The organism is Flavitalea plasmicola, assembly GCF_030546645.1.
In the GTDB taxonomy this organism is placed as follows: domain Bacteria; phylum Bacteroidota; class Bacteroidia; order Chitinophagales; family Chitinophagaceae; genus Puia.
Map to the genome: position 1 here is coordinate 238,456 of NZ_JAUOTO010000004.1, position 26,571 is coordinate 265,026.

The 26,571-nt window shown below is 48.4% G+C and carries 15 protein-coding genes and 1 riboswitch; of the genes, 13 read left to right on the forward strand and 2 right to left on the reverse strand.

Annotation, left to right across the window (positions count from 1 at the left end):
- Positions 1–4: 4 nt before the first annotated feature.
- Together Q4E93_RS15240 and metE are read right to left on the reverse strand one after the other, a co-directional pair.
- On the reverse strand, positions 5–2,704 hold the full coding sequence (locus tag Q4E93_RS15240) for a T9SS type A sorting domain-containing protein (RefSeq protein ID WP_303586593.1): 2,700 nt from the start codon (positions 2,702–2,704) through the stop codon (positions 5–7).
- Between the two features lie 211 nt (positions 2,705–2,915).
- On the reverse strand, positions 2,916–5,225 hold the full coding sequence (gene metE, locus Q4E93_RS15245) for a 5-methyltetrahydropteroyltriglutamate--homocysteine S-methyltransferase (RefSeq protein ID WP_303586594.1): 2,310 nt from the start codon (positions 5,223–5,225) through the stop codon (positions 2,916–2,918).
- A gap of 138 nt (positions 5,226–5,363) precedes the next feature.
- A riboswitch (cobalamin riboswitch) is annotated at positions 5,364–5,510 on the reverse strand.
- Between the two features lie 143 nt (positions 5,511–5,653).
- Between metE and Q4E93_RS15250 the strand changes: the two genes are divergently transcribed.
- The 13 genes from Q4E93_RS15250 to Q4E93_RS15310 all read left to right on the forward strand — a co-directional run bounded on the left by Q4E93_RS15250 (position 5,654) and on the right by Q4E93_RS15310 (position 26,559).
- Complete coding sequence (locus Q4E93_RS15250; RefSeq protein ID WP_303586596.1) at positions 5,654–6,382, forward strand: head GIN domain-containing protein; 729 nt, start codon at positions 5,654–5,656, stop codon at positions 6,380–6,382.
- A 97-nt stretch (positions 6,383–6,479) separates the two neighbouring features.
- A complete protein-coding gene (locus Q4E93_RS15255) occupies positions 6,480–7,073 on the forward strand; it encodes an RNA polymerase sigma factor (RefSeq protein WP_303586597.1) in 594 nt (197 codons plus the stop codon).
- A 75-nt stretch (positions 7,074–7,148) separates the two neighbouring features.
- Complete coding sequence (locus Q4E93_RS15260) at positions 7,149–8,345, forward strand: FecR family protein (protein WP_303586599.1); 1,197 nt, start codon at positions 7,149–7,151, stop codon at positions 8,343–8,345.
- Positions 8,346–8,413: 68 nt separating this feature from the next.
- Positions 8,414–12,073 carry a SusC/RagA family TonB-linked outer membrane protein gene (locus Q4E93_RS15265; RefSeq protein WP_303586601.1) on the forward strand — a complete coding sequence of 1,220 codons (3,660 nt, stop codon included), beginning with the start codon at positions 8,414–8,416 and terminating at the stop codon, positions 12,071–12,073.
- Between the two features lie 10 nt (positions 12,074–12,083).
- Positions 12,084–13,616 carry a RagB/SusD family nutrient uptake outer membrane protein gene (locus Q4E93_RS15270; RefSeq protein WP_303586602.1) on the forward strand — a complete coding sequence of 511 codons (1,533 nt, stop codon included), beginning with the start codon at positions 12,084–12,086 and terminating at the stop codon, positions 13,614–13,616.
- A gap of 50 nt (positions 13,617–13,666) precedes the next feature.
- The gene (locus tag Q4E93_RS15275) at positions 13,667–14,575 is read left to right on the forward strand and encodes a hypothetical protein (protein WP_303586604.1); all 909 of its coding nucleotides are present in this window, start codon (positions 13,667–13,669) and stop codon (positions 14,573–14,575) included.
- Positions 14,576–14,577: 2 nt separating this feature from the next.
- Entirely contained in the window at positions 14,578–15,279 is a 702-nt protein-coding gene (locus Q4E93_RS15280) for an RNA polymerase sigma factor (protein ID WP_303586606.1), read from the forward strand.
- A gap of 15 nt (positions 15,280–15,294) precedes the next feature.
- Positions 15,295–16,224: an ABC transporter ATP-binding protein gene (locus Q4E93_RS15285; protein WP_303586608.1), complete on the forward strand. Its 930-nt coding sequence runs from the start codon at positions 15,295–15,297 to the stop codon at positions 16,222–16,224.
- On the forward strand, positions 16,225–18,582 hold the full coding sequence (locus Q4E93_RS15290; RefSeq protein ID WP_303586610.1) for an ABC transporter permease subunit: 2,358 nt from the start codon (positions 16,225–16,227) through the stop codon (positions 18,580–18,582).
- Positions 18,583–18,597: 15 nt separating this feature from the next.
- Complete coding sequence (locus Q4E93_RS15295; protein WP_303586611.1) at positions 18,598–20,922, forward strand: ABC transporter permease; 2,325 nt, start codon at positions 18,598–18,600, stop codon at positions 20,920–20,922.
- Positions 20,923–20,954: 32 nt separating this feature from the next.
- A complete protein-coding gene (locus Q4E93_RS15300; protein ID WP_303586612.1) occupies positions 20,955–22,244 on the forward strand; it encodes a MutS-related protein in 1,290 nt (429 codons plus the stop codon).
- Positions 22,245–22,249: 5 nt separating this feature from the next.
- Positions 22,250–23,569, forward strand: coding sequence for a MutS-related protein (locus Q4E93_RS15305; RefSeq protein ID WP_303586614.1), 1,320 nt, complete (start codon positions 22,250–22,252; stop codon positions 23,567–23,569).
- Positions 23,570–23,625: 56 nt separating this feature from the next.
- Positions 23,626–26,559, forward strand: a complete 2,934-nt coding sequence (locus Q4E93_RS15310; protein WP_303586616.1) for a glycosyl hydrolase — start codon at positions 23,626–23,628, stop codon at positions 26,557–26,559.
- Positions 26,560–26,571: the final 12 nt, after the last annotated feature.

The window sequence follows — 26,571 nt, forward strand, 5'->3', positions numbered from 1 at the left end:
GGACTCAAGTTTTTTTAATGAACTTGTAGACGCCGGTTTTTTCACCTGCGCTGATTTTCAGGAAATATACACCCGGCTCCAGACTACTGACGTCCATTGATCTCCCCGATCCTTTTAGCTTACACTGGCCAAGGTTATTATACACTTCCAGGTGGGCAGCATCTTTTAATCCACGGACGTGCACTATGGAAGAGACTGGATTTGGATACAGGGAAATTCCCTTTTTCTCCTCCAGGCTGACTGAATCTCCCAGGTTTTTCACCATGGCAATTGACGCGGCGGATGAAGGATCGCCAAACAATTCAATCTCTGCCAGCTGTAATATGTTTCCGCTGTTATTGGACAGGTTGAGCCGATAGTACTGGTATGCCGACGTATTATTGAATTTGAAAATCCTTTTTTGCAGGCGGCCTGGAAAATCTTCATTAACGCGCGTGTCAATGGTGGTCCAGCTACTTCCGTTTGCCGACCCCTGCAAAGTCCAGTTCAGGGGATCCCGCTCGGGAAAGTCGTTGGCTGAGGAGATCGTATAACCTTTTACTATGTAGCTTGACGGCGCCTGGTATTGTATCCAGCCGGAGGGATTAAACGTCAGGTATTTGCTGTTGACATTGTTGTCGATGAGATTGGTATATGCTTCGCCTGCCGGAGAGCCTGTCTGGTATTGGGCGCTGATGGGGCCACCCAGGTCGGTGATATCGATGCCTTGAGGGGCCGGGTCAATGGGAAGACCATTTGCTTCCCGCATTAATTGAAAAATATGATCCGGGCGTACGACGATGTGATTTGCATCCAGCGAATTCATCACGTTCCTGAAATTGGTGGGTTTTACGTCTGTCCATGGCTGCGCCTGGATGATGATGAACCTGGGTGTCGACCCATTCCATCCTGAGGATGCGGCAGCAATGGCATCTTTCATTGCCTGTTCCCCTGTGCAGTAATTGCAGGAAAGCGGCATTCCGGGGAGGCTTTGTTTGTAGATGGTAAGCGGTCCACCTGTGTTCTGGGCCGTCAATCCTAATAATGAGGGGGCGTAGTCGGCATAGCTTTCACCGACGTTCTGGTTAATACCGCCTGTGATGGTGTTCCAAATGGTCACTACCCGGAACCCGGCTCTTTTGTTGTAGTCTTCGGATTTCGTGACAAACTGGTTCAGGAGCGTTTGATTGGGGAAGTTATTGGGATAGGCATACCCATATCCTGATGGACCAGAGATCAGGTTGTCATTGTCGGTGGAGGTCTGATGATAGTAATTTAAAGCGCCGGGCATTGCATCCAGCATTGCCGGAGAGAGGGTCCATCCCATCGGTACGGAACCGCGATCAGGATTGTTCCAAAGCTTGCGCATCAGGTGTTCCACATATTGTAAGTTGTCGCCATCGCTGAGTATAAAGGCAACATAGATCTTGTTTTGCAAAGCGGGCTTAGCCGGCATGGGTTTAGGCGTTACGGTCCTGGAAGTACCGCTGTGAACCGTCAGGTTGGAACAATAATCACTGGCCACTGTTGCGATGCCGTAGCTGGACGCCCTGGTGATGCCTGCGCCTTCTTCGGGCCACCAGCCTGTGAATACTGCGCCCGCGGGCATAGAAGATAAAAAGCTGTTCAATAGCGTGCTTTCAGCCGATACATTGGGGTCCAGCCAGATCACGGCGGCGCCCAGGGCGGCGGCATATTCGCGTAAACCGGCCCGATGGGCTTCGGGGCTCAACCCGATGAGCATCCTGTGATCCATGGTTGGCCAATAGGTATTGAACAAGGTCTGGTACACCTGTAGCTTGCTGCTAAATTGCCCACGCAGGTCTGTGAGGATCGGAAGATTGTAAGGGGCTGCCGTCAGTCGTGATAACAAGGAGGGTGAGGCTATGACCGCCTTCTTATCTTTTGCAAGCATGGTGGCCAGATTGACCGTGTGCGACTGGGCGGGATCGTAGACGATGAGGCCGGCTATTTCGCTGCGGTACTTCGTGAGGAGCTCCCAGTTGTCTGCATGTTCTGTCCACGTCAGGCCTAATGACTGCATCCAGGCGTAAGGCCCTTCCGCAAAGGCGTCCCCTTCATAGGAGAACATACGCGGCTGAGTCCTGTTGACGATGCCTTTCAGTGAGGAAAACAAGTACATTTCGGCTGTATTGTCCTGGCGGGCGGCAACATAGTCTACTTTAATATAGGCTCTTCCCCGCCAATAAACCCGCAATTCGATGGCGTGATGACTAACAGGCATGGTGAATGGCAAAGTAAAGCTTGTATAGTTCGCGGCTATCGGAAATTGCTGACGGGTGATTGCCTGATAGGCAAGGGTTGCTCCGGTGGCGGCGTCTCTGACATCGATGTCTGCGACGGAATCGTTATTCGCGGTGTTGTTATCAATTTTCATCCTGAACTCGGCGACGTACCATCCTGCTGTCAAGCTGGTGTCATAGGGGCCATAGACCATATGGTCATTTGCCGCATCGATGCCTGTCTGACAAAGCCAGCCATCCGTGTCCAAATGCCCTGTTTTATGTCCAATGGAGGGGCCTTCGGCCTCCCAACGCCATGACTGTTCATTGAGGTAAAAGAGGTCCTGGTTATTTGCCCGCGCAGGGAATGAAGGCAGGAGCTGTCCCTGGGGCCAGGTGATCTGTGCCGGGGAAAGTTTTGCCAATATCAGCAGCGAGAATAATGCTACATACTTCACAGGTAGGTTTGTTATGGTAGTCATGATCGTTAGCGTTTTATTCTTTATAATTAAACAGAAGGGCCGAAAAGGGAAGGAGCGATGAATTAAGATATGAAATAGTTCCGGGCTAAGATTTGCTAAATTTTTCGGTGCTAAAATTTAGTGGATCACTTATGCTGCTGCGTTAGGGGACTATAAAGGGAAACCCGCTATTACGCTGTAGCGGGTTTCCCTTGCATGTTTTATTGTATGATCAGGACAATTGGGGCTGATGTATCTTTTTCCTTAAAGCTGCCGCTGCCTGTACCATGTTGATCAGCGCCTGTTTGGTTTCCGGCCATTTTCTTGTTTTTAGGCCGCAGTCCGGGTTGACCCAAAGGTTGCGTGCCGGCAGCAGGAGCGAAGCTTTTTCCAGCAGGGCTTCCATTTCTTCGGTAGTCGGCACACGCGGAGAGTGGATGTCGTAGACGCCGGGGCCGATCTCGTTGGGGTATTTAAATCCCGCGAAGGCTTCCAGCAGCTCCATTTGGGAGCGGGACGTTTCGATGGTGATGACATCGGCATCCATCGCGGCAATGTGCTCGATAATGTCGTTGAATTCACTATAGCACATATGTGTATGGATCTGTGTCTCATCTTTTACGCCGCTGGCGGAGATACGGAAGGCTTTGACGGCCCAGTCCAGGTAAGCCGGCCAATCTTTTTTACGCAGTGGAAGGCCCTCGCGGATGGCCGGCTCGTCAATCTGTATCACCCGGATGCCTGCCTTTTCAAGTGCCACCACTTCATCCCGGATAGCGAGCGCGATCTGGTTAGCTGTCATCGATCGGGGCTGATCATCCCGTACAAAGGACCATTGCAGGATGGTGACAGGACCTGTGAGCATACCTTTCATCAGCTGTTTGGTTTGCTGTTGGGCAAAATGGCTCCAGCGCACTGTCATGTCAGTGGGGCGGCTGACGTCGCCATAAATGACGGGCGGCTTTACACAACGGCTGCCATAGCTTTGCACCCAGCCATTTTTTGAAAAGAGAAATCCATCCAGCTGCTGGCCAAAATACTCCACCATATCATTACGCTCAAATTCGCCATGTACCAGTACGTCGATGCCTATTTCTTCCTGCCAGCGGATGACATCGATAGTGGCTTTTTCGATGGCGGTGTCGTACTGTTGCGGCGTAAGCTCGCCTTTTTTCAGTCGTGCACGCAATTGCCTGATCTCCTCCGTCTGGGGGAAAGACCCGATCGTCGTGGTGGGGAAGAGGGGCAGTCCGAATTTCTTTTGCTGGGTGGTTTGCCGGGCGGGAAAGGGGCTGTTGCGGCGGGCATCGCTTTCTTTAATGGCTCCGACACGGTCTTTTACCGACATCTTATGAATGAGGGTCGAGATGCGACGGCTTTCGATGGCTTTTTGGTTTTCGGCGAGCGGGTCTTTGTTGCCTTCGACAATTTGTTTCAGGTGGGCTATCTCCTTCAGCTTTTGTTTTGCAAAGGCCATCCAGTTGCGGACCTGGGGGGCAATGGCTGTTTCAGGCTCCAGGTCGAAAGGGGTATGCAATAGGGAGCAGCTGGGGGCGATGAAGACGCGGCCGGTCCCCAGTTTTTCGATGGTTTTATTGATATGTGTCAGACTTTTATTGTAGTCGTTCTTCCAGATGTTCCGGCCATCTACGACGCCCAGGGATAGGGTCAGTTTGGCGGGGAGGTCCTTCAGTACATCATCCAGTTGCTGCGGCGCACGTACAAGGTCGATATGCAGGGCACAGACGGGAAGGTTTTTAGCCAGGGCGGTGTTGTCACCGAGGGTTTCGAAATAGGTGGCGAGGAGTACCTTGATATGGGGGCATTTGTTCCTGATCTCCGTATAGGCAAAGGTAAAGGCCTGCTTTTCCTCTTCGGTCAGGTCAAGGCAAAGAAAGGGTTCGTCCATCTGTACCCATTCTGTCAGGTAGTCATCATTGAGCTTGTTCAGGATGTCGATGTACACGGGTACCAGCTGTTTGATCAGGCTGATGCGGTGGAAGCCCGGTTGCTTTTCTTTCCCCAGGAGCAAATAAGACACCGGCCCGATGAGCACAGGCTTAGGGATTTTAACAAGGACGCCCTTTGCGGCGCTGACATCGTTGAAAAGCTTGTTGGAGAAAATTTTAAATTTCTGCTTTGCGGTGAATTCGGGTACGATGTAGTGGTAGTTGGTGTCGAACCATTTGGTCATCTCCATTGCGATGATGTCAAGACCATCTTTCTGATAGCCTCTTGCCATGGCGAAATACAGGTCGATCTCCGCATTGCCATTGACATCGGTGACTACCGGGGCATAGCGGTCCGGAATCACGCCCAGCAGGAGAGACATGTCCAGCACCTGGTCATAAAAGCTGAAGTCATTACAGGGTATGAGATCGAATCCGGCGTCCTGCTGTAATCGCCAATGCTGCTCACGCAGGTGTTTGGCTACAACGAATAATTGCTGGCGGGTGATCTGGCCTGCCCAATACTGTTCACAGGCTTTTTTGAGCTCACGATTGGCGCCCACGCGGGGGTAGCCTAAATTGTTTGTCAGCATACACAAAAACTTTTAGGTTAAACATTAAAATGAATTAATGCCTTTACGTTTATGAGTATGCTTCCGGAATTTAAGTAAGAGAGGATATAACTATCCTGTGGGATAGTATTCCTGACTTCTGCTTTAAACTGCGAAAGCATTTGTCTGGTTTTGCAGGCAAGTATCTGACTTCATCCTCGTAGGGAGGACATTACAGTTGCGCAACAGTCCGTGATTCGCACACGGTTCCTTTTTAAGAGCATGCCTGACAGACAGTACATGCTCACCTGAAAACTTACAATAAAGTAAAGAACGAGGAGGCGAAGGTATAGAATATTTCGAAAATTAAATTATCTATTTGGACCATGTTTTTGATCAAAGTTGGAGATTTATGCGGAAGGCCTGTAACAAAACTGTTGTTGGCCCGTATGATGTGTTAAACACATTTTATGCGACTATTGAAAACCTTATTTGTTATCACCTTCCTTTTTGCGGCGACTCTTGCCGCCGGCGCCCAAACCATATCTGTTGACCATTTCAATAAGGTGATCATAAGCCCTTACATAAAGGTTGTTTTCGAACAGGGTGAGACGGAAAGCGTGACTGTGAATAGACTGCTGGTAGACAGCAGTAAACTGCATATAGAAGTACATGGAGGCACGTTGCGTATTTACCTGGAAGGGGCCAAAGATATTCCGTATAATGACAAGTCGTATAACAATAAGGGGCTCTACCCTAACCATGCCGTCGTTGCTACTGTTACTTACAGGGCGCTGAAGACGCTTTCTTTACGGGGGGCAGAGACTCATCTTTGTCAAAGTCCGCTCACTGCAAATAAATTTGCGCTACGGGTGTACGGAGCGTCTACCGTCGTTTTTACCGAGATGCGTGTGCGGAAACTGCGTGCGGTGATATATGGTGAAAGTACCCTGGAGATCCAATCGGGTAAAGCGGACGAGCAGCACTTTACTTGTTATGGAGAAGGGAGGATCAACACTACGGCTATTACCGGCAGGACGGGCAAGATAACCTCCTTCGGGGAAGCCGAATTCAGTATGAATGTTTCTGATCGTATTAAGATCACGGCCTTCGGTGATGCGAAGCTCCGTTATATGGGGAATCCGGATATTATAAAGGGGGTCCATATCGGGGATGTCGATGTGCTGAAGATCGACTAGGAGGCTGGTAGCTGTGTAAATATATAAAATATTTTAAATATAAAAGTTAGAAAGATTTTTCTTTACTATTGTATTTAAATTGTTAAGGCATAATTTATTGTCGACTCATCCACCATATGAGGAAAACGAGATCCTTCAGCGTATAGCAAAAGGCGATGAGGCGGCTTTCAGACAGTTGGTCCACCAGTTTACCCCTTTATTAGCGCCATATATTCTAAAATTTACCAAGTCAAAAGAAAGAACCCAGGAGATTGTACAGGACGTATTTACTCAAATGTGGCTATCCCGGGAATCTCTTAGCCAGGTCAATAACTTTCGACGCTATTTATATGTAGCCAGCCGAAACCATGCCTTGAATGCCATCAGGAATATGGTGCGGGAGGAAAAGCGACATCTAAAATGGCTTCAGGATCAACCGTCCAGTACGGCCGAGAACACCCCTGCCCAGGATTATACCCCCTATATAGGCCTGGTGGAAGAAGCTGTACAACAGCTGCCAGATCAACAAAAAAAAGTGTGGGTTTTATGCCGGGTTCAAGGCAAGAAGTACCAGGAAGTTGCCCTGGAAACGGGTCTGTCAAGGGAAACCGTAAAAAAGTACCTCCAGTATGCCCAGGCGTCCATAACAAAATACGTTCAACAAAAAGTGGTTATTGCATTAGCCGGCCTCTTGTTGAGAAAGCTATTTTAAAAAAATCTTCCGGCCGGGTAGCCCCTTTTTTGAGAAGCCGGTGTCTTACTTATTAAACGGCTAATTCCCTAAACAATGGAGGAAAGGAAAGATCATATTAAGCGATTGATCAAGAGGTGGATGGAGAATACCATTACCCTGGAAGAAAAAGGGGAATTGGCGGGACTGCTTAACGAGCAGACCTTACTGTCCGATGTAGAGCCCGGGTTGCAGGAAATGTGGGATGCGCAAACCAGCCAGCATGTTCTTTCAGAAAGAGAAACGGCATCGATGATCGAGCATATCCTTTCCAATAATCGTCCGGAAGGAGAAATTGATCTGCAAGCTCCCGTTCGTCGTATCCATGCCATGCCTCGTTGGGGTTGGGCGGCTGCAGCTATTATTATTATTATTATATTGGGTATGGGCGGGCTTCTCCGGACTATAAACAAGAACGATGCTGGTACCCGGCGCACAGCGGTGCATCCACCGGCCACCGAGGTGATGCCCGCCATGGGAAAGGTCGTTTTAAAACTACCTGATGGGCAGCAGCTCTATCTGGACAGCCTGCATGGGAGCATTGTGAAAAAGGGAGCATTAACGGTCGATAGCAAAAAAGGCTCTCTGACATATAAGGGTGCAGCCGGTAAAATGGAATATCACACTCTTACCGTCCCTCGGGGCAGGCAATATGAGCTGGAATTGCCTGATGGAACAAATGTGTGGCTGAATGCTGCTTCTTCCATTACCTACCCTATAGTTTTCGGCGGCCCGGAACGGCTGGTGACCGTCAGCGGGGAGGCTTATTTCGAGGTTGCAAAAGATAAATCAAAGCCTTTTCGCGTAGCTGCCAATGATATGATGATAACGGTGACCGGAACTCATTTTAACGTCAACGCATACGGCGACGAACCTTACTTCGCCACCACGGTCCTGGAAGGGGGCGTGAAAGTAACGAGGAATAGCAAGACCGTAATCTTATCTCCTAATGAACAGTCTATATCGGATGTGACTGGAAGTCTTTCTGTTAACAGGAATGTAAATGTAGATGATGTCATGGCATGGCGGGATAGGTTCTTTCATTTTGAAAGCGCCGATCTGCCTACCATTCTGCGCGAACTTGCCCGGTGGTATGATGTGGATGTGGCGTATGAAGGCGTAGTCAGCAAAGAAAGATTCTTCGCGATCATCAACCGGAACAGTAGTTTGTCGGCCGTGTTAAAAGCACTTCAGGCCAATGACGTTCAATTCAATATCAACGGAAAAAAATTGACTGTGAAATCCAGCAAATAGCCAGCCGGGCCCGCGACTAAGCCCGACTGAGAAATAATGTATTCTCTACTCCAAAACACACTGCTTATATGAAGAGACGCCCAGGATTGGTTTCCCTCTTTTCCCTATTGCTATTATTGTGCGCTATTACATCCGGCGCCCAGAATAATGAGCCCAGGGTTACGATATCAGCCAAAAATCAACCGCTCCGGGAAATATTCCGGACGATACAGACGCAAACGGGACTGAATATCGTGGTTTCTGAAAGTATTATTACCGGTGCAAAGAAAATTACCTTAAATGTAAAGGATATGCCTTTGAAGCAAGCGCTGGATCTGTGTTTAAAAGGTACTGATCTGACCTGCAGCGTTGTGGAAGGGACTATCGTTGTGAAAAAAAAAGGCGCAGCGGAAGCCTCTCTTCCGGCGGCGGCGTCCAGTGACTCACTACCTTCTTTTGTTCGTGGAAAGATCACAAACGCGGATCATCAGCCACTTGATGGGGCTACCGTGCAGGTGAAAGACAAGAACATAACTGCCGTCACCAGCAAGGATGGTGAATATACGATTATGGCCGGTGCGCAAGACCAGCTTATTTTTTCTTATGTGAATCATAAAAGGCAATCAGTACATGTAAAAGGCCGTTCTGTTATTAATGTAGCAATGGAGGCTGCAATAACTTCCATGAACGAAGTTACGATCTCCACAGGCTACCAGAAAATAGAGCAAAAATATCTAACCGGCTCCGTCACTTCATTGCGTATGGATTCCATCATGCAACCCGGGCTTACCACTGTCGACAAAATGCTGGAAGGCCGTGTGCCCGGCATGATATTTATGCAAAACTCCGGTCAGCCGGGCGCCGCGCCCAAATTGCGCATACGGGGTACATCTACCATATTAGGCACGCGCGAGCCGCTGTGGGTGGTGGATGGCATTGTTCAGGCCGATCCCATACCGGTGGATGCAAAAAATATCAATAATCTTGACTTTGTAAACCTGGTGGGCAATGCTATATCAGGATTAAATCCCAACGATATCGAGCAGATCGATGTTTTGAAGGATGCCGCTGCGACAGCGCTTTACGGGGTAAGGGCTGCCAATGGTGTTATTGTGGTTACCACAAAAAGGGGCAAACCAGGCCCTCCCGCGGTGACCTATTCGGTGAGCGGCACTTATACCCGCCGTCCCCGTTATACTGACAAAGAAGTGTACATGATGAATTCGCAGGAGCGGGTAGATGTGTCGCGTGAGCTGATAGAAAAACATCAAAAGCTTTATGGGCCTTTTGAAGCCTATGAAAAAGCTACCATCGATTATTATAATGGCAATATCGATTTTGACACGTACAAAAAACGGGTAAGCAAAGCTGAAACTTTGAATACCGACTGGTTTAAAGCCGTTACCAACGATGTTTTTGCCACCAACCATAGCCTGGGGATATCAGGAGGCACGCAAACCAGCCGATATTATGCTTCCATTGGTTATACGAACGAACAGGGTGTCATTAAAGGAGAGTACAATAAACGCTATACAGGCCAGGTAAAATTCGATGTCAACTATAAAAGGTTGAAAGCTCAGTTCGGCATCAATGTCAACAACAACGCGCGGCGTTATGTTCCATCGGATATAGGCATCCTCAATTATGCGTATGGCACGAGCCGCGCCATACCTCTGTATAATGAAGATGGAAGCCTTTATTTTTACCCAAGGGCCCAGCAGGATTTTGCCCAGAAACCGACATTTAATGTGCTCAACGAGATGAATCATTCCAGTGCAACACTGGATGGGAACACCTACACCGCAACGGCGAATCTGAACTACCAGTTGATACCCGATCTGCAATTAGAAGCCATTCTGTCGTATACCGCGGGCAATACGGAACAACGTACCTGGTTTGACGAGAAGACAAACTGGGTTTACTCGAAGAGAGGGACTTATCCGGGCGACGATACCCGGGGCCTTGATGTCGATGCGATCCCGTTTGGCGGGGAGCTGCGTCAGCAGGGCAACCGTCAAAAGGCCTATAATCTGCGTGGACAGGCCAATTACAGCCATTTTGTGGATGCAGCAAAAAAGCATCTTCTCCAGGCCAGCCTGGGAGGAGAAATGTCGTCCACTGCAAACAGTGGATTTCAACAAAGCCGGAGAGGCTATTACCCTGAAAGAGGCCTTCGGTTTACTGATATTGACCCCACCCGTTATTTTGCCTACAGACAGTGGTTACAGCAACCTGCACCCAATGGCGGTAGAATGCTTATCTCGGAGGGGCTAACCAACCTGGTGTCGGGATACGCCACTGCTACCTATGTTTATGACGACCGCTATGTCGTAAGCGCGAACGCCCGAAGTGATTTTTCCAATGCCTTTGGGGATCGCAGCAACGAAAAGTTCTTACCCACCTGGAGCTTGTCGGCGAGATGGAACATGCATAAGGACGTTTTGAAGAACATGCGATGGGTTAATGATGCAGCGCTGCGTTTTTCCTGGGGTACCCAGGGCAATATGCTGCCTTATCAAACACCCTATACCATCATCGACAAAGGATATATGAACACCTATTACAATGCATTTGGTTCCACCATTGCGTACTACCCGAATCCTGGTCTCAGATGGGAAAGAACGGATTCCTACAATGCAGCAGTTGATTTTTCCCTGTTAAATGGCAAACTGAATGGCTCCATTGGATTTTTCTGGAAGAAAACCAGCAATGCTTTCCTGACGAAAGGGGTTTCTTCCATCAATGGCATCGAGGAGTATGTTGTAAACGGCGGCACACTGGAAAACAGGGGAGTAGAGCTGTCTTTCGATTTTACGCCTATCAACAATGTGGGATCGAAAAACAAAAGAGGATTTGTTTGGCGTATTGACCCGCAATTAGGTCAGGTCTTCAATAAGCTTTTGGATAATATATTGAGAAAAGGAGATGATAGGGTAGTTGGCGGTATCCAAAACTTCTTAAGTTCCGGTAATGTTACTTACCAGGATTTTTTAAGCGGATCGGCCAATATCAACGGCAGGGCTGTCAATACTTTTTATGCTTACCGGTTCAAGGGCCTTGACCATAATACAGGGCAGCCTATATTTTATGGAGCAGAACCTGACAACGGGGATGCGCTGTTTGAGCAATATTCGAAAATGAGCGCGGTCGATATTTTTAAACAGGTGTTGGTCCCTGTTGGCCGGCGCGAACCGGTGCTGCAGGGGGGTATTTCGAATTATTTTGGCTATCGGAGCTGGTCGCTCAATTTTATGTTCACTTATAGTCTCGGAAATAAAGTACGTCTGCTCCGCATTGCTTCGGGCAATTATGGCTCTAACCGACCGAAATCACAGGAGAATCTACGCAAAGAATTTGTCAACCGGTGGCGTTATCCGGGGGACGAGACAAGAACAAATATCCCTGCTGTCAATGGAAATGGGACAGACAATAAACCCTGGTGGGCTGAAAAAGGCCTTTATGTTCCCTTTGGCAGTGACTATTACCAAATGTATGATGATGCGGATATAAGGGTGGTCAGCGGCGATTACATCAAATTACAATCGGCAAGTCTTAGTTACAATTGCAGCCCTGAGGTTTGTAATAAACTTGGTTTAAAAGCAGCCACGCTTAGCCTGGCAGGCTCCAATTTGTTTACCATTGCCGATAAGGCATTGAGAGGGCAGGATCCTTCCCAGTCCGGCAGCGCGCCCAATATCAACTTGTCTATACGGCCGGTGTATTCATTTAATATTAATGTGAGTCTTTAATGATGAAGCTATGAAACGAGTAATAACTAAATCCCTTTTGATCATCCTGTTAATGTTACCGGCTTTCTCCTGCAAGAAGTTCCTGAAAACCCAGTCCCAGAACAATGATTTCTTAACGACCGCGCAGGACCTGGATGAGCTTTTGATAGGGGGCGGGTATACGGCGTCTTTTTACGGTAATGGAAGAACGCAGATGTTATTTATCATGGATGACGATGTGGAAGAAAATCCAAAACCTGAGCTTCAGCCGGAAGATATTGTCCAGACTTCCTATTTCAGCGGATATTATAACTGGCAACCCAACCCTTATATTTACAGCGATGGTACCCAGGAGGACAATCAGGTCACGATCTTTACTAAGGTGTATAAAAGTATTTCAACAGTAAATACCGTCATATTCAATGTTCCGCTGATGCGGGAAAAAGGAGAGCCCGATGACATTCTGACAAGGGTAGATGGGGAAGCCCATTTTTTAAGGGCATTGTATTATTTTCTGTTGGTGAATACGTACGGCAAGCCTTATAATAAAGCCACCGCAAAGACGGATTATGGCGTACCGTTGAAAACAGATCCTGCAATAGAGGCCGGGTTTTTTAGCCGGGCTACGGTGCAGGAGGTGTATGATCAGATGACCAATGACCTGTTACAGGCCGAGAAAGAGCTGGAAGGATACAATAAGGGATCCGTGATCCGCGCCAACCAGGCAGCTGCGCAAGCTTTGCTCAGCAGGATATATCTTTATACGGAAGCGTATGAAAAAGCTGTTTCCTATGCTGACAAGGTACTGGCCAACAACTACCAGATCAGCAATCTGAACAATTTTAATTTCGCTAATAATTTCCTACAGCTTTCGTCTCCGGAAACCATTTTCAACATGGGCGAGGATGCCATCAACTACCTTTACCCCGTGTTTGGTCCGTGCCTGTTCACGCACGATTTGAGCGCAACCGTCGACACCTATCGCGCTTCTGACGACCTGCTGCAAAGTTTTGAGACCGATGATTTGCGGCCATCCGTCTTTTTTGATCAGGGAGACAGACCCGGTCAGCTTTATGCAAAGGTGCGGGGATTTGATCTGTCGGGGAATGTCTCTGAAATATTTCTGATCCGGGCGCCGGAAGTTTATTTGAATAAAGCTGAAGCGCTTGCGGTGCTTGGACGCAATAGCGAGGCCATCGGTACGTTGCAGGAACTCAGGAAGAAACGATTTGCGGTAACTCCTCCTTCTCCTCCCGCCGCGGGGGCGGCGCTGGTTAATTTTGTCCGGGATGAGCGGCGGCGCGAGCTTTGTTTTGAAGGGCACCGTTGGTTTGATCTGCGACGTTACGGGGTAAACGACCAATATCCTTTCAGCAAATCCATCCGGCATAACTCTTATGCCTACAACAGTTCGCTGGCAAGCTATTTACAGGGTTATTATGAACTGAAGCCTTATTCACAGGATGCTGCGGCTTACGTCGTGCCCCTGCACCCATTTGATATCCAATTCAACAGGGGAACTCTGACAAACGAGCCGAGGCCGGCAAGGCCGCTGATCCAATGAATGGAGAACCATGGGCTTAACAGCATTAGCAACGTATAATTCATAATTCAATGGTCAACTATAAAAATAACATCTGGTGCATCGGTCTATTGTCAGCGATGTTTATGTCGGGGAGCTGCAGTAAAAAGGAAGCGGCGCCGACGCCCAGCAATAAGGACGAAAATTATCTGGTGGTGCACGATGATCCCAACGATCCGATCGGGCACGCGGTCTATGAACTGTACCAGGCGACAGGCATACCGGTATTTTATAACGACACCCTGGCAAGAAGGCAGGTGGGAGATAGCGCTGGTATTCCTATATACTTTTATACAACGCTCATGGTAGCTTATAGTCCTTCAACAGGAGCATCCAATGATCCCAGGTACACATTGCTGCCAAAGGAGCGACGGGTGAAAAGCATGCTGGACCTGCTGAAAAACGAACTGCTCACCGTGCTTCCCCCTCTACCCAGTGTATTCCTGACAGATTCTTTATTCACACCAGCGCAAGGCACCCCAATCATAAGGGATGCACACGTAGGTTTTAATACCGTAGCGATAAGATCTGTCGATCCTGACACGATGACCGCAGATGCAAAAGGAAAATATGTGCTGTCGATATTGACCAGGGTAGCTTCTCAAAAGCTGCAAGTGCTTAAAAGTGCCTTACTGGAGACTGATTTTTATAGTATTTCCAGGGGATTATCACCTTACCTCGATCCCTACTTTGTACAGCTTGCGGCAATATCTGACGGGTCCCAAACCCTTGAAGATTTTGGTTTTATTACTTCGGTCCTGTATCATAATAAAGTCTATACTCCTGATAAGACCAGAGATATACAATCATACCTGGAAGCGGTGATTTCCAATACCCCCGATGCCTTTAACGCCAACTATGCCAACTATCCTGCGGTGCTTAAGAAATTTGCCGTTATAAGAAGTATGCTAACCGATCTGAAATTCAAACTGCCGGGATAACGATGTTAGAGAATGATGCATCCGTGGCCGATGAGAAGGCGTTCAACAGTATAGTGCAATCCTATTCCGACACCCTGATGCGCACGGCAATGCACTTGACCAGGCATCAGCAATCCGCAGAAGATATCGTGCAGGAAGCATTTTTGAGGCTTTGGCAACATCGAAATAAGATCGTGCCCTATAATATGGGCGGGTGGCTGCATACCGTGACCACCCATTTGGCGTATAAGCATGTAGAGAAAGAAAAAAGGAGCCGTATTTATGTTAAACGGAATAAAGCCGGGCAAGACTGGCATACAGATGTAGAAGACCGTCTGCTGCAAAAGGAAAGCCAAAATACGTATGATGCTGCGTGTATGCGGCTGCCAGAAAGACGGCAGGCAGTGTACCGACTTAGCCACGAGCAGGGATTAAGCCGCGATGAAATTGCCTGTCAATTATGCATTTCCCCCCATACAGTTAAAAACCATTTGCTCAAGGCCGTGCAGTTTATGAAGGGTCATATTCAAACCTGTGGATTGCTTATTGCATTTGTTTCGCTTAATCATTTATTTTTTATTTCGAATAGTACAAAACCGCCATTGAGGGATTTATATAACGGAGAGGGGAAGATGAACAGGAAGTCCCAGATGGAAGAAGTGTACACGATCTTATACAGTGGCTCGAGATCGGACCTCAAACGGCAGGGCAAGCATACAAAGTAAAATCTTCAATACAACATGTCTTTTATTTTAAAAACAGCGCATCTCTCTCACCAGTACAGCAGCTCGTGGGCTATACGCGATATCAATATCGAGATCCAGGAAAGAGGCATCATCGGCTTACTGGGTTCCAATGGCGCCGGGAAGTCGACCACCATGAACATTATTTGCGGGGTGCTCAATCAAACGGAAGGCGATGTGTATATCGATGGCATCGATCTGCGCAGGGAGCCCGAACAAGCCAAAAAGCAAATAGGGTTTTTGCCGCAAACCCCACCCCTTTACACAGACCTTACCATTGATGAATACCTCACCTACAGCGCCCAACTTCGATTGATGGATAAGGACAAAGTAAAGACCGCAGTGGAAGAAGTAAAGGAACGTTGTGGCATTACCCATTTCAGCAGCAGGCTTATCAGGAACCTTTCCGGAGGTTACCGACAGAGGGTAGGTATTGCGCAAGCCATCATACACAAGCCAAGGCTGGTGGTGATGGATGAGCCTACCAATGGGTTGGATCCCAACCAGCTGATAGAGGCGAGGAAGCTGATCAGAGAAATAGCCCGGGAGCATACGGTGCTTCTTTCTTCTCACATTCTCTCCGAGATCAATCTTCTTTGCAGAGAAATAATTATGATAGAAGCAGGCAGCATCGTATTTGCCGATACCATGGATGCCTTTAATAATTATGTACAGACCAAAAGCATCCTGATGCGCCTGGAGAACCCGCCGTTGACTGAGGAACTGCTGAAAGTGCCGGGCGTTACAAAAGTTGATTTTTTGACCGAGCAACAGCTAAGGGTACATTTTGATAGTAGCCAAGAGGATGTAAGCGACGCACTCGTCGCAGCATCCGTTGCCGGGGGGTGGGGATTAAGAGAGATCACTCCGGATAAGGGATTGCTGGATGATGTATTTAAACATTTATCCACTCAAGCACCGGCCTAAATGAAAACGATCATACATATAGCAAAGAACGAGCTTCGGAATCTTTTTTACTCCCCCGTTGCATGGTTCATGGCCATTGTCTTTTTGATGTTGTGTGGTTATACGTATATGGCCATATTGCAACCTTCTGCTCAGTTTGCCGAATCGATGCTGGAGAACAGTCCGGGCATTGTAAATGTTCTAACGCAATCGGTCACCGCCTCGGTATACCAGGCTTTTTTTTCGAACATCCTGCCTCAGCTGTATTTATTTGTTCCGTTGCTTACCATGGGAATAATCAGCCGGGAGTTTAACAACGGCAGCTACAAGCTACTGTATTCTTCACCGGTGGCTACGCGCCAGATCGTACTGGGCAAATACCTTGCTCTTATGATCTACAATTTTATTTTACTTTCGATCACGGGGATCTTTGTCCTGTCCGGATTTTTTGATATTAAGGACCTGGATCTTCCCCAATTGTTCTCTGCAAGCCTGGGGCTATATATGTTCCTGTGCGCATTGACGGCCATAGGACTTTTTACATCAAGCCTCAGCAACTATCCTATTGTGGCTGCCATTGCCAGCTTTACCGTCCTTTTTCTGCTGATGTCCATTGGAGAATTGTGGCAACAATATGATCTTGTCAGGGAAATTACCTGGCTTCTCTCTGTCAGGGATCGTACCGAAAAAATGATCAAGGGTCTGATACGGAGCAAAGACCTCATTTATTACCTGGCGATCATTTATATGTTTGTCGGCTTTACGATAGCGAAGCTACGCGCCGGAAGAGACAGCAAACCCTGGTATGTTAAAACAGGAAGATACATCGTCATCATCGTATCGGGGTTACTGGCAGGGTATATAGGTTCGCGCCCGCGTTTTACGGGTTATTGGGATACTACGGCCATTAAGGCTAATACCCTCCATCACCGAACCCGGGAAATCTTAAAGGAATTAGGTGATAGTTCACTCGAGGTGACGCTTTACACCAATTTATTGTCTAAAGATGCTGCAGCGGGATTGCCAAAGGCCCGTAACACCTGGCTGGATCTATGGGAGCCTTATATTCGTATCAAACCGGACATTGAATTCAGGTATGAATATTTTTATGCAATAGCGCCGGGGGACAGTTCCTATTACAAGACCTTTCCCGGTAAGAATCTAAAGCAGATAGCGGGTCTTGTCGCAAGGGGATTGCAGGTGGATTCTGCCCTGTTCAAATCACCTGAACAAATTCGCAGCGTGATCGACCTGAACGATCCGGAAAATTACACACTATTTGTGCGATTAAGGCACAAAGGGCGCAGTACCATTTTGCGATTTTTTCCCGGCGAAACAGGGCTGGATATAAATGGCGGATCGACAGAGCCTCACATTATTGCCGCGTTGCACCGACTTTTGGGCACATCGATGCCCAAAATTGCCTTCGTAAGCGGTGAACTGGAGCGTAGCATTTATAAATGGGGTGAACGCGAATATTACGGCCACACCATAGCAAGGCTAATGCCTCAGAACGTAAAATCCAATGCATTGACAAGCCTGGGTTTTGATGTGGATACACTGAATCTTACGACGCAGGAGATCCCCCCGGACCTGGCGGTTCTTGTACTGGCCGACCCCAAAAGAGAACTGAGCCCTGTGGTGCTGGGCAAGTTGCGGAATTTCATCGATCAGGGGCGTAACCTGTTTATATTGGGCGAACCCGGCAAACAATATGTACTCAACCCGGTGCTGCGGCAATTAGGTATTGAATTTACCAATGGTCAGCTGGTACAACCCAGCGACGGTGAAACCGCCGATAAGATAGCGCCGTATTGGACGCCGACGTACGTCCATCTTGCGGATGAACCAACGTTCATATTTTGGAGACGGTGGCTCGGTACTAACCTAAAGCCGGATACTACGGCAGGTTTGCTGCAGGGGGTAACGGGTATCTCTTCTTCTTCGGATAGCGGTTTTACTGCCAAGCCCTTACTGCTGACTCTTACAGGTCAAACCTGGTCAAAGATGGGCAAGCTCGTTACGGATTCTGTACCTCCTGTATTTAGCCCGGAACAGGGGGACCTTAAGCAACCTTCCTTTTCCGTAGCGCTTCAGTTAACCAGAAAAAAACAAAACAGGGAGCAGCGGATCGTGGTGTATGGAGATGCTGACATTGCCAGCAACCTTCGACTTCAAACAGAGCTGGTACGTTCAGTCTACAGTTGGCTGGTGTATAACCGATTCCCCGTGTATACCAGGGCTTTTGCCGCCAAAGACAATATTATAACACTTGGCCCGCGCAGGGCAGCTTTTCAAAAAGCAATTTATGTATGGGTATTGCCGGGGGTGCTGTTGATAATTGCCACCGTGCTGCTGGTGAGAAGAAAACGGCAATAAAAATTAAAATGATTCATGATGATCCTGTTTAAAATAGCAAGAAACGAATGGCGTTATCTGTTCTACTCACCCATTGCCTGGTTTGTGCTGTTGGTTTTTATGGTGCAGTGCGCTTTTCTTTATAGTAATCCCCTTTATTATTACGCCAACTGGCAGGACATTATGCAGCAGAACAGTCCCTCCTTTAAGGGGTTTAGTTCTTCTTTAACAGCCGGACTATTCCTTGGAAGCAACGTTTTTGCAAATGTTCTGAGTAATCTTTGCTTTTTTATACCGGTGCTAACCATGGGTTTGATCAGCCGGGAAACGCACAGCGGTTCCTCCAAGCTCCTTTATTCCGCCCCGGTAGGCATTCGACAGATAGTAGTGGGGAAGTACATCGGCATCATGCTCTATAATCTGCTGCTGGTGGGCATTTTGTTGTTTTTTATTATCACTGCCTTTTTCAATATCCAACATGTAGACTATGGCCTGCTGCTGTCAGCGGTCCTTGGGTTTTATTTGCTCACTTGCACCTATTCGGCCATCGGACTTCTTATGTCCGCACTTACCAGTTACCAGGTAATTGCCGCACTTAGCACCTTCATCGTCATCTTCGGTTTGGGCCTTATCGGCGGATTTTGGCAGCGCTATGACCTGGTGCGCGATCTCACATACTTCCTCTCCCTGCAAAACCGCACCATGAAAATGTTGAACGGGCTTATCGTTAGCCGCGATGTTATTTACTTTATGGTAGTGGCGCTCATGTTTGTGGGTTTTACCATCGTCAAACTCAAAGGCGGCAGGGAAGCCAGGCCATGGTATGTCAAAACCGGGAGGTATCTGGCCGTGTTATCTGTGACATTGCTGATTGGGTATACAAGTTCAAGGCCGATGCTCACCCTGTATCTTGATGCAACTGCGGCAAAGACGAATACCATCCCCAAACGGATGCAAGACCTCATTCATGCTATGGGGGATAGTACGCTGGAAGTGACGCTCTACGGCAATTTGCTGGGAAGCGATCTGGCCCATGCTTTACCGGAAACACGCAACGCATCGTACATGGCAGCAATGTGGGAGCCGTATTTGCGCTTTAAGCCGGATATCAACTTTAAATATGTTTACTATTACGATACGAAAGACAGTATTTTCTTACATTCCCCTTCAGGGCAAACACTCAGGCAAATAGCAAAAGACAGGGCAGCGTCACTTGATTTCGATATTTCCCTGTTCAAAGCACCTGAAGAGATACGCAAGATCGTGGATCTGCAGCCTGAAGATTACCGGTTGATCATGCAGCTTACCTATCGTGGACGTACCCAGTTTTTGCGTACCTATCCCAGCTACGATAAACCCTGGCCGGACCTGGTAAATGTGGCTGCTGCCTTTAAGCGGCTGTTACACCCCGAAACAATACCCACCATCTATTTTGCCACCGGCCAGCTGGAGCGGAATATCTTCAAAACTGCGGAACGGGAGTATGCGTTTCATTCTTCTTTAAAGACAGAACGGAGCACTTTGGTAAATATTGGCTTTGACGTGGATACGCTTAATTTGGCAGCCCAGGATATACCAGGCAACTGTACAGCATTGATACTGGCAGACCCTAAAATGTTCATGGACATGGCCGCTCAAAACAGACTCAGGGATTATGTAAAGAATGGTGGAAATATGATCATTCTTGGCGAACCGGGTAAACAAGCTGTGCTCAATCCCGTTCTTCGTCAAATGGGCGTGCAATTTATGAACGGGCAACTGGTGCAGCCGAGCTATCATGAAACACCGGACAAAGTGACGCCTTATCTGACTGCAAGCAACAGTACGCTTATCGAATCATTTGCAGGGATACAGGGAGCCCTGGAAAGAGGAGATACGGCAAAGATGCTGATGCCTGGCGTTATGGGAATGGTCAGTACACCCGACAGTGCTTTCACCATAAGGCCATTGCTGATCAGCAGTCCCGGCCGGGTGTGGTTAAAGGCAGGTAATCTGGTGATTGATTCAACATTGCCCGCTATTAACCCGGCAGAGGGTGATCTGCCCGAAAAGAATTTTACAACGGCCGTTCAATTAACCCGGCGGCTCTCCAATAAGGAGCAACGCATTATTATTTGCGGCGATGCCGATTTTGCCAGCAATATGCGACTCAAGGGTAATTACGATTATCTTATTGCGCTGTACAGCTGGGTGACGTATAATGGATTTCCTGTTCAAATGTTCCGCCCCGCTCCGAAAGATATTTTGTTGAACACGGGAGAAAGGGGCGCGCACATACAGAAGATCCTGTACGTATGGGTATTGCCCGGCTTAATATTATTATGTGCAATCATATTGCTGATAAGGCGAAAAAGACAATAATTTGTTTGACATTCAAGTAGTTAATAATGAATATGTTACGCACAGATGAACAAACTATAAAGGATCTGGGAATATTCGGCAAGCGCGATGGCGACGGTATTTATGATATCTATAACCATGTTCACACGCGGGGTGGCGAAGCCCTTTTGGAAGAACTGTTCCGCAACCCGTTGGCCGACAAAGAAGCCATCAACCGACGCAGCGCCATTATTGAAGGTTTTGCAAGGTTGAACCTCTCCTTTCCCTATAATGCCTCTCTGTTTGACATGGCAGAAAAATACCTGGCCAATGGAGCAGAGCATGAGAAAAATAAAAATAGCCGGAGTACCCTTGGTGAAAAAGAGATACAGAATGGGGTGAGCGCTGTCATAGAGCTCATCCGGCGCACAGAAGTCTTTATGGAGCAACGGGCCATATCGGATCTGGTCGCCTATACTGCCGAACGTGAAGCTGTTGAACATTTACTGGCCAATGCGGCTTTTGAGCCGGTGTTAAAAATCGACTCGAAGGAAAAATTATCCTATGGCGCCGTAACGGCCTTTGATGCCCTGTTCCGTGTAAGCGAAAGGCAGAAGATAGAAGGATTGCTGCGACATGTTTATTACCTGGATGTATACATGTCCGTGGCTCAAACAGCCAGAGAACGAAAATTCGTTTTCCCCAAAGCACTGGAAAAAGGGTCCTGCCATCTTACAATCGAGCAGGTATATCACCCGGCGCTGAGCAAGCCAGTGGGGAACGACATCAGGATGAACGCTGCTCAGAACGTGATCTTCTTAACCGGCGCAAATATGGCGGGCAAATCAACCTTTCTGCGCTCATTAAGTACAGCGCTGTATGTGGCACACATTGGTTTTCCCGTAGCGGCCAGATCTATGGAATTTTCGGTGATGGACGGCCTGTATACAACTATCAACCTGCCGGATAACCTTGGCATTGGCGCCAGCCATTTTTATGCGGAGGTATTGAGGGTAAAGAAAATGGCGACGGAATTGGCTACGGGAAAGTCTTTTTTTATTTTGTTCGACGAGCTGTTCCGTGGTACGAATGTAAAAGATGCACATGAGGCCACCGTAGCGGTAGTAAAGGGGTTCGCCCTACAGCGCAGCAGCATGTTCATTGTCTCTTCCCATATTGTAGAAGCAGGGGCTGATCTGCGACAAGAATCGAATATTGATTATTGGTATCTGCCAACGCGGATGAATGATCACCTGCCAGAATATACCTATACGCTGGAAAAGGGAATAACCGACGACCGGCACGGCATGATCATCATTCGAAATGAAAGCATCCTGGATATATTGGCCAAAGGGAAAAAATAATATTTATGTCTTTTGAAACTGATAAGCAAACATTGGAAGAGTTGAACCTCCCGGGCAAGTTCCGGCAGGGGTCCGTGTACCATATGTTCAACCGTACGAAGACCAGGGGGGGAGAGCAGGAACTTGACAGAATGTTCTACCATCCACTGAATGATGAGCAGGCCATCAATGACCGCACCGCTGTCTTCCAGTTCTTTTTCCAACAACAACTGACCTTCCCTTTCGACCCGAAGCAGGTGACACTCATGCGGGAGTACCTGGATGCCGGAACGGGCAGGAGCGCTCTCCTTACTTTTGCTGGCATCTTCATTAAGAAGGGGCTAGCCTCCTTAACAAGGGACGAAGGCTATAAAAAGATAGTGCAGGGATTGCAGGCGACTATTATTACCCTGAATAAATGCCAAATTTTCGCAAGTGGGCTCCGCAATGCGGCCGGGCCTTATGCCAACCGAGTTGCAGCTATCGAGCAGATCCTTCACGATAAGCGGATAGAAAAAGTATACCATACAGACATATACCAGGCCATACCGGTGAAAACATTGGCCGGGTATGACTACCTGCTGAAATGTAAACTCCGGCAGCAAATGCAAGCCATCCTCTCGTTCATTTATGAGACCGATGTGTATATAGCCGTAAGCGACGTAGCCCGGGCGAAAGGCTTTGTATTTGCCCAGGCACTTCCAGGGACAGATAATGTATTGGATGCAGCCAACCTTTCCCATCCTTGTATTGACAAAGCCGTAGGTAATGATATCAGATTGGGAAGGAACAGTAACGTTTTGTTCCTTACAGGCGCTAACATGGCAGGTAAATCAACATTTATGAAATCGGTGGGGATTGCTTTGTACCTTGCCCATCTCGGCTTTCCGGTGGCTGCGTCAAAGATGATCTTTTCCGTAAGGGAAGGCATGTATTCTTCTATTAATGTGGCAGACAATATCGGCCTGGGGTATAGTCATTTTTATGCGGAAGTAATAAGGGTAAAACAGGCAGCGGAGGCTACCGCCAGCGGTAGAAGATTATTGCTGATGTTCGATGAATTGTTCAAGGGCACCAATGTAAAAGATGCATATGACGGTACACTGGCGGTGACAAAAGGGTTTGCGGACTACCAGGAATGTTTGTTCATTGTTTCCACCCATATTACAGAAGTGGGCGAAGGGCTGAAAGAGCGGGGCAACATCCGGTTTGTATACATGCCTACTATTATGGAGGGGCATCGTCCCAGGTATACTTACCGGCTGCAGGAGGGCATTACGGAAGACCGGCAGGGAATGTTGATCATCAAGAATGAAGGGATATTGGAGTTGTTGAAGGGGAAATAGTACCGGACAGGATAGAAAGGGATGGTTTTTTCGGTCAGTGTTTTATCTTTAGAGACATGGGCAAAAGATCAACTTCTATTCATTGGCTGTTTTTGATATACGCATCCTCACTGTTAGTGACTATCCGTGCGTTTTCGCAGGTGAGGCGAACCGGTGAGGCGGGTGACAAACTGCTGCGGTCTTTTATTTCACCGCCAGATGAAGCCAAATCAAGAGTATACTGGTTTTGGATATACAACAGGGTTACACGGGAAGGCATCACCCGCGACCTCCGGCAATTCAAGGCAAAGGGTATCAGCGGTGTAAATCTTATTTGCAATGGCGGTTACGCCGGAGCAGCGCCACTACCCGGGGTAAAGTTCCTGGGAGCGGAGTGGAGGGCCCTGTTTCGTCATGCCATCAGAGAGGCCAACAGGCTGCACATTGAGATCGGGTTTAACCTGGCAGGCGGGTGGACCTTTATGGGACCGTCGGTGACGCAGGATGATGCCATGAAGAAGATCGTTTTTTCAAAAATTACGCTGGAAGGAGGAAGAAGGTATTCCGATACCCTTGTCCGCCCCGGGATAGTAGAAGGTTATTATCATGATATCATGATACAGGCATTTCCTTTGCCTGATGGCGATGAGGGCATCGATCCGGCACGCATCATCGATGTGACACTGAATCTAAGGCCCAGCGGGGTCTTTACGTGGGATGTTCCACCGGGAAAGTGGGTGGTCCTCCGGAGCGGCTATACACTTACGGGTCATCCCTGGAGTAAATGGAAAGCATATCCTGAAGGAGATACATTCGAAGGAGGACAGGGCTATGAAATCGACTATTTGAGCGCAGCGGCGCTGGATCGATATTTTGACCATCTGGGAAAAACGGTGCTGGCGGAAGCTAAAAAGGCCGGAGGACATCTGGACTACCTGTGGTCGGATAGTTGGGAGTGTGGTAAACTGACCTGGACGCAGGATCTTCGCGCACAATTCCGCCGATTCCGTGGCTATGACCTGACCGGCTACCTTCCTGTGCTGGCAGGATTCAACGTGGTGAACAGTCAAATCTCAAACAGGTTCCAGGATGACTTCAACCGCACGATCCAGGACTGCATTTCGGCGAACTGCTATGGCCATTTTACCGAGCTTTGTCATCGATATGGTTTGAAGGCCGGCAATGAAGCCGGCGGCCCCAATGATATACCTCCCCAGGATGTGTTGAAGAATTTTAGTACAGGAGACATTGTCTCGGGAGAATTTTGGGTCAACGGACATCGTAATGCGCCCGGCGGTTACAATAAGGATCGAATGGAACGCCTAAACCTTAAACAAACGGCCACCGCGGCCCATGTTTACGGCAAGCGACAGGCAGAAGCGGAGGCATTTACCGAGCAGGAAAAAGATGCGACGCACTGGACTTTGGGGCCTTCCGACCTGAAGCCATATGCCAACGACGCTTTTTGTGAAGGGATCAACCGGCTCATGCTTCACTCGGCCACTTGCCAGCCGCCGACCGATGGAAAGCCAGGGTTTGAATACTGTGCCGGGACCCATTTCACTCCTAATGTTACCTGGTGGGAGATGTCCAACGACTTTTTTTCCTATCTGGCGAGATGCCAGTTCATGTTGCAGCAAGGGCATTTTGTCGGGGATGTTTGTTTCTATTTGGGGGAGCGGCCGCCATTGCTGGTCCCGCCCAAGTACAATATTCCTTCCCTGGGAGCCGGCTATGATTGTGACTATGTTAATCCCGATGTTTTGCTGAACCGTATGACAGTGAAAAACGGCCAGATCGAATTGCCGGACGGAATGCGTTATAAATTACTGGTTTTACAGAATTGTGTCAGTCCTTCACCGGAGATTGCAAAGGAGGTCAGCCGCTATCAGCAACTCGATGTGCCGGTGGCACCAGCGAATGCGATGTCGCTGACTGTGATAAAGAGGATCAGGGAGCTCGTGATGAACGGCGCCACTGTCATCGGCCCGCCGCCTCAAGCATCCGCCAGTGCACATGACTATGTAAGAAATGACGCGGAGGTCCTGCGTATCGCCGCCGAGCTTTGGGGCGACCTCAATGGTACAACCAAAACAGAACGGAATTTTGGAAGCGGACGAATCATCTGGGGAAAAACGCCCAGGGAAGTTCTGCTGGCGGACGGGGTCGGACAGGACTTTTCATTTGATGGACAGGCCGATCATGCGGAAGACTTCGATTATATTCACCGCACGACATCCGATGCCGAAATATACTTTGTGATCAACAGAACCGACCAGCATCAGTCCCGTGAATTTACGTTCCGTGTCACAGGAAGATTACCTGAGATCTGGGACCCCGTGACAGGGAAGCATTTTTCTGCCAACGCGTTCCGGCAGAAAGGAGGAAACATTTCCCTGCCGCTGGAACTGGACCCCTTTGGCGCCTTCTTTATCGTCTTCCGAAAGCCGTTGCCGAAAGACATGAATGGTCATGCCGAACGAAACTTTGACGTATTGAGCGAGATCAAGCGTCTTACGGGTCCATGGGATGTTTCTTTCGACAGCAGCTGGGGCGGACCTTCCCACGTGTCATTTCCCGCGCTGGTCAGCTGGACCCAACGACCTGAAGAAGGCATCAAGTATTATTCAGGAAGGGCTACATACAGGAAGACCTTTGACCTGGGACAGGATGTTGCGCCACAAAATGGTAAAGTGCGACATATTTATCTATCGTTGGGTGACGTGAAGAATGTAGCAACCGTACGGCTTAACGGGAAGAAGCTGGGCGTTCTCTGGTGCGCCCCGTGGCAAATGGATATAACGGACGCCGTGCTGTCCGGGGGGAATATCCTGGAGGTAGAGGTTGTCAATCTCTGGTGTAACAGGGTGGTGCACGATCTGAGCTTACCCGTAGGTCAGCGGTTGACGAAGACGCACGAAGTGTTTAGGTTCGATATGTTGAATGTGCATACGCCTATCCTTGCGTCAGGGCTTCTCGGTCCCGTGAAAGTTTTGGCTGGTAAGCTGTGAAATGGATGGATA